9 protein-coding genes are annotated in these 12104 nt (G+C 70.9%); 8 read left to right on the top strand and 1 reads right to left on the bottom strand.

Annotated features, from left to right (window positions below):
- The first annotated feature begins 4 nt into the window (after positions 1-4).
- From murD to H6726_05070, 8 genes are all read left to right on the top strand, one after another.
- Positions 5-1414, top strand: coding sequence for a UDP-N-acetylmuramoyl-L-alanine--D-glutamate ligase (murD, locus tag H6726_05105; GenBank protein ID MCB9657011.1), 1410 nt, complete (start codon positions 5-7; stop codon positions 1412-1414).
- On the top strand, positions 1411-2835 hold the full coding sequence (gene ftsW / locus H6726_05100; protein ID MCB9657010.1) for a putative lipid II flippase FtsW: 1425 nt from the start codon (positions 1411-1413) through the stop codon (positions 2833-2835). The genes murD and ftsW overlap by 4 nt, the downstream gene beginning before the upstream one ends.
- Entirely contained in the window at positions 2832-4172 is a 1341-nt protein-coding gene (murG, locus tag H6726_05095) for an undecaprenyldiphospho-muramoylpentapeptide beta-N-acetylglucosaminyltransferase (protein MCB9657009.1), read from the top strand. The genes ftsW and murG overlap by 4 nt, the downstream gene beginning before the upstream one ends.
- A 37-nt stretch (positions 4173-4209) precedes the next feature.
- The gene (locus H6726_05090) at positions 4210-5586 is read left to right on the top strand and encodes a UDP-N-acetylmuramate--L-alanine ligase (protein ID MCB9657008.1); all 1377 of its coding nucleotides are present in this window, start codon (positions 4210-4212) and stop codon (positions 5584-5586) included.
- A gap of 434 nt (positions 5587-6020) precedes the next feature.
- Positions 6021-6788, top strand: coding sequence for an FtsQ-type POTRA domain-containing protein (locus H6726_05085; protein ID MCB9657007.1), 768 nt, complete (start codon positions 6021-6023; stop codon positions 6786-6788).
- Positions 6789-6876: 88 nt separating this feature from the next.
- Entirely contained in the window at positions 6877-8106 is a 1230-nt protein-coding gene (gene ftsA / locus H6726_05080; GenBank protein MCB9657006.1) for a cell division protein FtsA, read from the top strand.
- 128 nt (positions 8107-8234) lie between these two features.
- Positions 8235-9500 (top strand): cell division protein FtsZ, encoded by a 1266-nt coding sequence (ftsZ, locus tag H6726_05075; GenBank protein MCB9657005.1) that lies wholly within the window; start codon positions 8235-8237, stop codon positions 9498-9500.
- 96 nt (positions 9501-9596) lie between these two features.
- Complete coding sequence (locus H6726_05070; protein MCB9657004.1) at positions 9597-10751, top strand: beta-lactamase family protein; 1155 nt, start codon at positions 9597-9599, stop codon at positions 10749-10751.
- A 61-nt stretch (positions 10752-10812) separates the two neighbouring features.
- Here the strand turns inward: H6726_05070 and H6726_05065 are convergent, their stop codons facing one another.
- Positions 10813-11922, bottom strand: a complete 1110-nt coding sequence (locus H6726_05065; protein ID MCB9657003.1) for an HDIG domain-containing protein — start codon at positions 11920-11922, stop codon at positions 10813-10815.
- Positions 11923-12104 lie beyond the last annotated feature (182 nt).

Below are 12104 nucleotides of genomic sequence, written 5' to 3'. Positions count from 1 at the left end.
GCGCGTGAGCACGTCCAACGACACCGTTGACCTGCGCGATCAGCGCTTCCTCGTGGTGGGGCTCGGCGCGAGCGGCCTCGCCGCGGCGAAGTTGCTGTGCGAGCGCGGGGCGAGGGTGAGCGTCAACGACGTGCGCTCCGAGGCGGAGCTCGGCGAACGCGCGGCCGAGGTGCGCGCGCTGGGCATGGAGCTGGTGTGCGGCGAGCACCCGAGCGCGCTCTTCACCAGCGTCGACCACATCGTCGTGTCCCCGGGCGTTCCGCCGCTGCCGGCGCTGGACGACGCCGAGCGGGCGGGCGTGCCCATCTCGAGCGAGATCGAGCTGGCGTCCTGGTTCGTCGCCGGGCGCATCGTCGGCATCACGGGCACCAACGGCAAGAGCACCGTGACGACGCTCGTCGGGCAGATGTGCGAGCGCGCGGGCTTGCCGACGTTCGTGGGCGGCAACCTCGGGCGGCCGCTGGTGGAGGTGGTGGGGACCGACGCGGCGGGGCCCAACGGCGTCGTGGTGGTGGAGCTCAGCAGCTTCCAGCTGGAGCGCGTCACGCGCCTGCGCGTGCACGTGGCCCTACTGCTCAACGTGACCGACGATCACCTCGACCGTTACGCCGACTTCGACGCGTACGTGGCGGCGAAGGCGCGCATCTTCGAGCGTCAGCAGGCAGCGGACTTCGCCGTGCTCCCCGCGGGCGACGCACGCTGCCGGCGGGCCTTCGAGGAGCAGGGGGCCGTAGCCGCGGCACGCTACTTCGGGCGCGTGACCGAGCCAGGCGCGGACGGCGTGTACGCCGCAGACGGGGTGCTGACGGACGCGCGCACCGGGCTCTCGCTGCCCACGAGCGCCCTCAAGCTGCGCGGCGGGCACAACGTGGACAACGCCTGCGCCGCGGCGCTCGCGTGCGGTCTGCTGGGCGTCCCTGCGAGCGTCGTCGAAGCGGTGCTACGCGACTTCGGTGGGCTCGGGCACCGCATGCAGCACGTGCTCGAGCGCCAAGGGGTGACGTACTACGACGACTCCAAGGCCACCAACGTCGGCGCGGCCGTCGCCGCCCTCGACGGGCTCGCGGACCTCGACGCGCACGGCGGACGCGTGGTGCTCATCGCGGGCGGGCGCGACAAGGGCGGCAGCTACCAGCCGCTGGTGGAGGCCATGCGCGCGCGTGGCCGCGGGGCCGTCCTGATCGGGGACGCTACGCCCCTGCTGCGCGACGCCTTCGCTGGCGAGCCCTTGCCCCGCGTCGAGGCCCGCGACATGGACGCCGCGGTGCGCGCGGCCGCGGACTTGGCCGAGCCAGGCGACGTGGTGGTGCTGGCGCCAGCGTGCAGCAGCTTCGACTGGTACGGCGGGTACGCCGAGCGGGGACGAGACTTCCAGCGCGCCGTGCGGGCGCTCGCCCAGGGAGGCGGGTCGTGAACGTGCGCAACGTCTCCCTGCGGCCTGCGGCGGCCGACGCCCCCGCGCCCACCACGGCGCCAGCGTCACCTCGAAAGACCACGCGCTTTCCGCCCGTGACTGGCACGGCTGACGTCGTGCTCGCCGCGACGATCATCGCCATCGTCTTCTTCGGCGTGGTCATGGTGTACAGCGCGAGCGCCTCCCTCGCGGCCCGCACGTTCCACGACGGGTACCACTACCTCGTCCGCCAGAGCATCTACGCGGTCGCTGGGCTGGGCCTGATGGTGGTCCTCGCGCGCATCGACTACCACCGCTACCAGGCGTCGTACGTCACCTATCCCATCCTCATGGCGGCCTTCGCGCTGCTCGTGGTCGTCGCGCTCGGAGGCGGCCGGACGGTCGGCGGCGCCGCGCGCTGGATCGACCTCAAGGTCGTGCGCGTGCAGCCCGCAGAGATCGCCAAGCTCGCGATCATCTTCTATCTGTCGTACTCGCTCTCGAAGAAGCGCGACCAGCTGCGCGACTTCAAGATCGGCTTCCTGCCGCACGTGCTCGTGGCGGGCGTGTTCATGGTGCTGTGCCTGAAGCAGCCAGACTTCGGCAGCGCGGTCATGATCGGCCTGCTCACGGTGGTGCTCTTGTTCACCGCCGGCACGCGCATCAACTACATCCTCGGCGCCGCGGCCATCGCGCTGCCCATGGTCTACCTGCTCATCACGGGCTCCGAGTACCGCATGCGGCGTATCGAGGCCTTCGTGAACCCGTTCCAGGATCGCGCGGGCGTCGGCTACCAAATCGCCGAGTCGCTGATCAGCTTCGCCCAGGGCGGCGCGTTCGGCGTGGGCATTGGGGACAGCCGCCAGAAGCACGCCTTCCTCCCCGAGGCGCACACGGACTTCATCAGCGCCATCGTCGGCGAAGAGCTGGGCCTGGTGGGTGTCACCCTGCTGCTGCTCGGCTTCGTGCTGGTCGTCTACCGCGGCCTGCGCGCGGCGCTCAACGCGGCCGACGACTACGGCACCTACCTAGCGACCGGCGTCACGCTGTTCGTCGGGCTGCAGGCCTTCACCAACCTCTCGGTCGCGCTGGGTTTGCTGCCGACCAAGGGGCTCACGCTCCCGTTCGTGTCCTACGGTGGGTCGTCGCTCTTGGTGAACTGCGCGGCCGTGGGTCTGCTGCTGAACGTGTCGCGGCCGCGGGACGTGAGCGCGCTCTTGCGCGAGGCAGCGGAGGCGGCCGAGCGGCAGGCAAACCGCAACGGCAAGGTCGAGCGAGAGGCGGTGGGAACGCCGGAAGAGAAGACGTCGCGCTGGGGGGCGAAGCCCAGCGTTCGGAACACCAAGGAAGCAGCGGGCGGCGGGCGACCCGCCGACGGGACGGGGAAGCGCGGGCGCGCGCCACGTTCGTCGGGCGGGCGCGCGCGAGGGAGTTCGGTATGAGTCGAAAAGTCATCGTGGCGGGCGGCGGGACGGGCGGCCATCTGTTCCCCGGGTTGGCGGTGGTCGAGGAGCTCCGGCGCCGTGACCCCCAGGTGGAGATCCTCTTCGTGGGCACCGAGCGTGGCATCGAGGCGCGTGTGCTTCCGCCGAGGGGCGAGCGCCTCGAGACCATGGAGGTGACGCCGCTCAAGGGACAGAGCCCCATTGCGCTGATGAAGAGCGTCGCGCGGCTCCCTGGGGCTCTCGGTCGCGCCTCCGCGTTGGTGCGCGACTTCGGGCCGGACCTGGTCCTCGGTGTGGGTGGCTACGCGTCGGGGCCGTTGCTGCTCGCGGCGTCGCGCCTCGGGGTCCCGACGGCGCTGCTGGAGCAGAACGCTCACGTCGGGCTCACCAACCGCTTGCTGGCGGGCCGCGTGGGGCGCGCCTACGTCACGTTCCAGGAGACGTTCGCCCGCTTCGGTGAGCAGCGCGCGCGCCTGGTGGGCAACCCCGTGCGTCGGGACTTCGTGAGCGCCGCACAGCGCGCCGTGACGGACCCTGTCGGCTTCGAGGCGCGCGCCACGGACATCCTCGTGCTCGGGGGTTCGCAGGGCGCGCGCGCGCTGAACCAGACCGTGCCCGCGGCGTTGGCGAAGGCGGGCCTCGCGGGAGGCACCGTGCGCGTGGTGCACCAGTCGGGGGCTGCAATGCGCGACGAGGTCGAGCAGCGCTACCGTGAGCTGGGCGTGAACGCCGAGGTGAAGACCTTCATCGACGACATGGCGCGGGCCTACGCCAACGCCGCCATCATCGTGGGCCGTGCGGGGGCCACCACGCTCGCGGAGATCTGCGCTGTGGGGCGCCCTGCCGTGCTGATCCCGTTCCCCTTCGCGGCCGACGACCACCAGGGCAAGAACGCCGAGGCGCTGCAGGCGGCCGGCGCGGCGGTGTGCGTGCGCGAGGAGGGACTGACCCCCGAAGGCCTCGGCGCGCTCGTGCGTGACCTCTTGGCGGACGCTCCGCGGCGACGCGCCATGTCGGACGCGGCGCGCGGCTTGGGGCGACCCGACGCGGCGGCCGCCATCGTCGACGACGTCTGCGACTGGCTCGGCTGGGACGACGTGCGGGGTGGTGGCAGCGGCGAAGTGACCGAGCCCGGTGAGCTGGCCGAGGGTGACGAGACCGAGGAGCACGACGACCCCGCGTCGGCCGCTGGCCAAGAGGCCGAGCGTGTCTCACAGTCGCTGCGCGGGGCTCGCCCCTACATCCCCCGCGTGCGAGACGCCCGCGCCGTGCTCTCCGCTCCTTCCCCCGCGCTGCGTCGACGGCTGACGGTGGGCGACGCGAGCTGGGAGTAGACGCCGGCCGCGCGCGACCTCACGAGAGCAACACAGCATGTTTCGCGGCAAGATTCGGTCCATTCACTTCATCGGTATCGGGGGCGTCGGCATGAGCGGCATCGCCGAGGTGCTGCTCGACTACGGCTTCGAGGTGACCGGCTCCGATCTGCGCATCAACGACTACGCGGCGCGCCTGATCGAGAAGGGCGCCAAGGTCGCCACGGGACACGCGGCCGCCAACGTGGCCACGTCGGACGTGGTGGTCTTCTCGTCTGCCGTCTCCCCCAAGAACCCCGAGGTGGTGGAGGCCAAGCGCCGTGGCGTGCCCGTCATCCCGCGCGCCGAGATGCTCGGCGAGCTGATGCGCCTGAAGGACGGCATCGCCATCGCGGGCTCGCACGGCAAGACGACCACGACCTCGCTCGTGGCGACCGTGCTGCGCGACGCCGGGCTCGACCCCACGGTCGTGATCGGCGGCAAGCTCAACGCGCTCGGCAGCGGCGCGGCGAGCGGCGCGGGCGACCTGCTGGTGGCCGAGGCCGACGAGTCGGACGGATCGTTCCTGCACCTCACGCCCGGCATCGCGGTCATCACCAACATCGACCCCGAGCACCTCGACCACTACGGCACGCTCGCGGCGGTGAAGGACGCGTTCGTCGGGTTCGCCAACCGGGTGCCCTTCTACGGCCTCGTGGTGGCCTGCCTCGATCACCCCAACGTGCAGGACATCCTGCCCGCGATCGACAAGCGCATCGTGACCTACGGGCTCGCGGCGCAGGCCGACTACCGCGCGCTCAACCCCCGCTTCTCAGGCCTGGCCATGACGTTCTCGGTCGTGCGTCGTGGCGAGCCGCTGGGCGAGTTCGAGGTGCGCATGCCCGGCATCCACAACGTGCTCAACGCGCTCGCCACCATCGCGGTGGCCGACGAGCTGGCGGTGCCCCACGAGCGCGTGCGTGAGGCCCTGCGGACGTTCGGTGGTGTGCAGCGGCGCTTCACCATCGTGGGCGAGCACGAGGGGGTCACCATCGTCGACGACTATGGGCACCACCCAGCCGAGGTGCAGGTGACCCTCGACGCCGCGCAGCGCGCGTACGGTCGACGCCTCGTGGTCGCGTTTCAGCCGCACCGCTACACGCGCACGCGCGACTGCTTCCTCGACCTGACGCGCTGTTTCAACCGCGCCGACGTGCTGCTGCTGACCGATGTGTACGCTGCGGGCGAGGAGCCGATCCAAGGGGCGGACTCGGCGGCGCTGGTGGAGGCGATCCGCGCACATGGTCACCGGGACGTGGCCTTGGTGCCCGACCGGGCGGACCTGGTGGATGCGTTGCGTGCGCGCCTGCGGCCCGGCGACGTCGTGCTGACGCTGGGCGCGGGGGACATCACGAAGACTGGGCGTGAGCTGCTGGCCGCCCTCGAAGCGCGCTGACACGGGCGGCGTGCTCCCGCTGGGCGGCGCGCTCATCCCAGCTTTCTTGACCAACGCGGGACGTCCGCGGGAGAAGTCCCGAGGGGCGCCGCGCACTGGCCGCACGCCCCTCGAGTACGCTTCGAATGGTCGCCACCAACAGACGACGGAAGCCCCCCGCGGAGTCGGAGGGTGACAGCGGGCAGCCTTCGCCGCCGGCCCGGCGCCGTGCGTCCAAGCGCGTCGCGGAGGCTCCCTCCGCGCCTCCCCCGGGACCACGGCGCAACGTCCGCACGCGACCGAGCATTCCGGAGCCCGAGCCTGCGCGCGATGTCTCTGCGGCCCGCGAGAAGCCGTCACCGCGCGTCATGGCGGCTCGTCTCGTCGCGGTGAAGGCTGCCCTGCGCGAAGGCGCCGCGCGTGGCTGGCTCCGCGTCCGAGGTCCCGTTCGGGTGGTGGGGAAGCTGATTGTGCTCGCCGCGTGCGTGGTCGGTACCGTCGCGGTCGGCCGCCTGATCGAGCGTCATGTGCGCACGTCCCCGGCGTTTGCGATCCGCTCCATCACCTTTTCGGGGCACGAGCAGCTCGAGGAGGCGGAGCTGCTGCGCACGAGCGGCCTCGCCATCGGCCAGAACGTCTTCGATCTGGCTCCGGAGGACGTGCGCGACCGCCTCGGACGGCACCCGTGGATCGCCAGCGTGGAGGTGCAGCGGCGCCTCCCCGGGACGTTCACCATCGACGTGCGCGAGCGCCGGGCGGTCGCCATCTTGGCGCTCGAGCAGCTGTACCTGGTGGGCGAGGACGGCACCGTGTTCAAGCAGCTCGGCGAGGAAGATCTGGTCGACCTGCCCGTCATCGTCGGCATCCCGCGTGAGCGCTTCGTGCGTGACCGCGCCTATCGCGCCAGCGTGCTGCTCGAGATCGTCGCGCTCATGCACGACTACCGCGGCGTCGGGCTGTGGCGCCGCGAGCCCATCGCCGAGGTGCACGTGGAGGCGGACGACTCGCTCAGCCTGTACGTCGGCGAGGACGCCACCTACGTGCGCCTCGGGCGCGGGCCGTTCCGCGACAAGCTGCAGAAGATCCGTCGCGTGTTCGACGCCCTCGACGCTCGCGAGACGCGCGCCGCGTACATCTACGCGGACAACGTCCGCCGCCCCGATCGGGTGACGGTGCGCCTCCGCGAAGAGCGCGCGCTGGTGGCCTCGCAGGGCGCGAACTGAGCGCGCGTTTTTTGGCTGCAACTTTTTTGGCAGCGGGTTCGCACTCATGTATCGCTCGGTCAGGGCCGAGCCCTCGGAGTAAGAACAAATGGCCGCGAGCGAAATCATTGCAGGACTTGATCTGGGGACCACGAAGGTCACCGTGATCGTCGCCGAGCTGACGGACGACGGCCTCGATGTCATCGGCATCGGATCCGTCCCCGCGAAGGGGCTCAAGAAGGGCGTCGTCGTCAACATCGAGTCGACCGTCCAAGCCATCCGCGCCGCCGTCGAGCAGGCCGAGGCCATGGCCGGCGTCGAGATCAACACGGTCTTCGCGGGCATCGCCGGCAGCCACGTCAGTGGCATGAACGAAGAGGGCGTGGCCGCCATCGGCAGCCGCGAGGTCACGCAGGACGACGTCGACCGCGTGCTCATCCAGGCCAAAGCGGTGCCGCTGCCCGGCGACCGCGAGGTCATCCACGTGCTCCCGCAGGAGTACATCGTGGACGCGCAAGATGGCATCAAGGAGCCCGTCGGGATGGCCGGCGTGCGCCTCGAGGCGCGCGTGCACATGGTCACCGCGGCCAGCAGCTGCGTCGCCAACATCGTGAAGTGCGCGGAGCGCTGCGGCCTGCACGTGGCCGAGGTGGTGCTCCAGCCGCTCGCCAGCGCGCACGCTGTGCTGAGCGACGACGAGAAGGAGATCGGCGCCGTGCTGATCGACATCGGCGGCGGCACGAGCGACATCATCGTCTACGTCGACGGCGCGGTGGTGCACACCAGCTCCATCCCCATCGGCGGCATCAACCTCACGAACGACGTCGCCACGGGCCTGCGGACACCGATGGCGGAGGCCGAGCGCATCAAGATCAAGTACGGCTGCGCCGCGACCTTCATGATCGACGAGGACGAGGTGATCGAAGTGCCGTCCGTGGGTGGCCGCGCGCCCCGCACGCTGTCGCGTCGCGCGCTGTGCGACATCATCGAGCCACGCGTCGAGGAGATCTTCGTCGCGTGCCGCCACGTCATCGCGGAGACCGGCTACGCGGACATGCTGGCGTCCGGCGCGATCATCACCGGCGGCACCACGCTGCTGGACGGCATGCCCGAGCTTGCCGAGCAGGTGCTGGGGCTGCCGGTGCGCCGCGCCGCGCCCATCGGCATCGGTGGGTTGATCGACGTCGTGAAGAGCCCTGCGTACTCGACGGGGGTGGGCCTCGTGAAGTACGGCGTGAACCGGCTGCAGACGCTGCCGGTCGAGGAAGAGATCATCCACGTCCCGCAGGGGACGGGCCTCGGCGGGCGCATCAGCGCCTGGTTCCGCGAGGTCTTCTGAACAGCTGACGGATGCGGGCGGGCCCGCGTCTCTCGAGAACGAACGACGGAACAGTACGGTGACCGCGGGTGGGCGAACTCGTGACACCGAAATTGGTGGAGCCGGCGAACAGCGCCGGGAGGAAAACAATGGCCATCTCGATTGAGTTTGCAGACGACGCGGACCTCCAGGCGCGTATCAAGGTAGTGGGCGTGGGCGGGAGCGGCGGCAACGCCCTCAACACGATGATCGCGAGCGGTCTCGAGGGCGTCGAGTTCATCGCCGCCAACACGGACGCGCAGGCGCTCGAGAGCAACCTCGCGCCCACGAAGATCCAGCTCGGGCCCATGCTGACCAAGGGCCTCGGCGCGGGTGGCAACCCCGAGATCGGTCGCAAGGCGGCGCTCGAGGACGTTCAGCGTCTGGCCGAGGTGCTCGCGGGCGCCGACATGGTGTTCGTCACGGCCGGCATGGGCGGTGGCACCGGCACGGGCGCGGCCCCGATCGTGGCGCAGGTGGCCCGTGACGCCGGCGCGCTGACGGTCGGTGTGGTCACCAAGCCGTTCGCGTTCGAAGGCAACCGGCGCGGCAAGAACGCGCTCTACGGCGTGCGTGAGCTGGTCGACTCGGTGGACAGCATCATCACCATCCCGAACGAGAAGCTGCTGCTGCTCGGCGACGACGACCTCTCCATGCTGGACGCGTTCCAGCGCGCGGACGACGTGCTGCTGCAGGCCGTGCAGGGCATCAGCGATCTGATCATCAACCACGGCATGATCAACGTCGACTTCGCCGACGTGAAGACCATCATGAGCTACACGGGCCGCGCGCTGATGGGCACGGGCTACGCCAAGGGCGACCACCGCGCGCTCAACGCCGCGCAGTACGCCATCAACTCGCCGCTGCTCGACGACATCAGCATCGACGGCGCCAAGGGCATCCTGCTCAGCTTCACGGCCGGGCCGGACATCCGCCTGCGTGAGATCAATGAGGCGGCGTCGCTGGTGCAGGCCGCTGCGCACGAGGACGTGGAGATCATCTTCGGCGTCGTGACCGACCCCGACATGAACGACACCGTGAAGGTGACCGTCATCGCGACCGGGTTCGAGGACGACGCCCGCGCGTCGAGCGAGGCGCACGGCGTGCAGAGCGCGGTGCAGGCGCAGCTGAGCCAGCCCGGCCGCTACAGCATGCCGGCGGCGCGCGGGTCCCGTCCCAGCTCGCCGGGCTTCCGCGACGCCATCACCAGTTCGCGTCCCTCGCGTCGCCCCAACGAGGCTCCTCGCCAGGCGTCGGTGCCGCCGGCGCCGCCCGTCCCGACGCGCGCCTTCGGGGCCAGCGCGCTGCACGACGAGGCCGTGCTCGACATCCCGGCCTACATGCGCCGCAGCACGCCCGCCGCGACCCGCGACTGAGGCGTCCTCCAGGTTCCTTCGTTCCGGCAAGGCCCGCTTCGGCGGGCCTTCGTCGTCCGTCTCCTTCGCGTGTATGCTGACCGTGAGGTCATCGTCATGTCGCCCCGTCTACGTCGCTCGCATCACCCGCGCTCACTCCTCGTGCTCCTCACCCTGCTGTGCGCCGCGTGCAGTGAGTCCGGCGAAGGCGGGCGCTGCGATGGGACGTACGAGCTACCCGACACGTTCGACCCGACGCTCGCTGGAGCGCTACAGGCCATGGTGACGGACAGGCTGCCTTCGTCGAGCGCTCCCGGCGCCACGTTGACCGTGCACATCCCCGGGGAGGGCACCTTCGCAGGAGCTGCAGGCTTTCGCGACGTGCTCGGCGAGCTGCCCATGGAGCCGCGCACCCGCCTGCGGGTGGGGAGCGTGACGAAGACCTTCACGACGGCGGTCTTCTTCCAGCTGGTGGCGGAGGGGGCCGTCTCCCTCGATGACCACCCGGCGGAGGTTCTTGCCGCGCTCGGGTTGTCGCTCGATCCGACCGTGACGTTCGCGCAGGTGCTGGGCCACCGCGCCGGCTTGTTCAACTACACCGACGACGTGGGGTTCCTGGGTCTCAGCCGCGACCCCTGGACGCCGGTCGAGATCGTCTCCTGGTCGCTCGACCACGGAGCCGTCGGGGACCCGGGCGCCCAGTACCTCTACTCGAACACGGGCTTCTTCGTGCTCGGGCTCGCCATCGAGGAGCTGAGCGGCCGCCCGTTCCACCGTGAGGTGCGGCGGCGTCTCCTGGACCCGCTCGCGCTGGACGACATGAGCGAAGAGCAGCACGAGGGGCGCGACTGCGCGATGAGCGAGGGCTACGTGGTGACGGGCGCCGCGTCCACGGACGACATCGACATGAGCTGGACGTGGGCTGCGGGGGGTCTCGTGGGCAGCGGCGTCGACCTGTGTCGCTGGCTGGACGCGCTGTACCTGGGCGACGTGCTGGGCGCCGACGCCCGTGCGCAGCTGGTGGTCGCGAGCGCGGAGTCGATCAGCGCAGGCGACGCCTATGGCTACGGCACCCAGCTGCGCACGCGCGGGGGGCGGCCAGTAGTCGGTCACACGGGGAGCACGATGGGCTTTCGGGGCGAGGTGTTCATCGACCTCGAGAGCGGCGTGTGCGTGGCCGTGCTGCTCAACGACTTCGTGTCCACCCCGACGGCCATCTCGGAGCCTGCTTGGGTCGCGGCGTTCGACTACCTGGGGCTGAGCGCTCCGTAGAAGGTCGGCTCCGCTCGACCGCGCTCTGCGCCGGGCTCGACGTGCCGGGTGTCGCCCGGGCTCAGCCTTCGGTCGGATCTTCGCCCGGTGCGCTGGGCAGCGTGACGCCCAGGCGCGCGGCGTTCTCGCGCACGTGCGCGACGTAGTAGTCCGCGTCCTGCCGGGCCTCGATCAGGCCCTCTGCGACCTCGGCCTCGAGGGCCTTCACCAGGTCACCGAGCTCACGGCTGGCGGGGATGCCCAGGTCGGCGATCAGCCGCGTCCCGAGGCCCTTCGGCAGCGGCGGGAGCTTGTTGTCTTCTGCGCGGATGCCCTCGATGCGCTTCTTGAGCAAGCTGATCTGGCGTACACCCCGGCGCCGACGCTCGGGGCGCTTGGTGGTGATGTCGGCGCGCCCGAGATCCAGCAGGTCGGTCAGCCCGTCGTCCATCTGCTTGTAGAAGCGGCGCACGGCCGCGTCCGTCCAGGACTCCTTGTACTGACCAGGACGCAGGTGGTGCAGGATGAGGAAGTGCACGCGCTCGCGCAGCTCGCCCTCGAACCCGAGGCGCGCGGCCACCTTGCGCTCGAACATGCGCGCGCCCACCTCGCTGTGGCCGTAGAAGGTCACGGCGCCGCTCTCGTCGATGCGCCGCGTGCGCAGCTTGCCGATGTCGTGCAGCAGCGCGCCCCAACGCACCTCGAGGCGCGGGACCGACTGCTTGACCACCTGCTTGGTGTGCAGCCAGACGTCCTTGTGCTTCCACTCCCCGTCTCCGAAGCCGACCATGGCGGAGACCTCCGGGAGGATGGCGTCGAGCGCCCCGACCGCGAGCAGCGCGTCCAGGCCGACGTCAGGCTGACGCGAGAGGAGGATGGCGTCGAAGCTGCGCCGCACGGTGACGAGGGGGAGAGCCCGAAAGGCTTCGGGCGGGAGCTTCTCCGGTGCCGCCTCCGCGAGCTCGGGCGCGCCTTGCGGTGTGTCGTCGTCGAAGCCCTCGTACGGCGCGGCCGCGTCGTCGCCATGTGAGTCGTCCCCGCTGGCGCGTCCGACGGCGGGGCTCTGCGGGTCAGCCGACGTGGTGTCCGGACGCGCACAGGTGGACTCCGCCCAGCGCAGCGCCTCCGTGGCGCGCTGCTGCCACGCGGGGTCAACGTCGGTGGCGTGGGCGTTCGCGTTCTTGGGGGACATGGAGCTCTCGGCTGCCGGCGGTGTCACGGAGGGTCGGGGCACGGGGGTCGGTGAACATAGAGCCTACGCCTCATGGTGCAAGCCGCGCGGCGGGGCGCCGGTCTCACGCGTCTGGCTGGGCTCGGATGCGTCGCAGGCGAGGGACTTGGTCGCGAACGGGAGGGGGGAGCTCCGGGCACGGG

It is taken from the genome of Sandaracinaceae bacterium, assembly GCA_020633055.1.
Lineage (GTDB): Bacteria > Myxococcota_A > Polyangia > Polyangiales > Houyiibacteriaceae > JADJJE01.
This window is presented reverse-complemented; position numbering and strand designations above follow the sequence as displayed.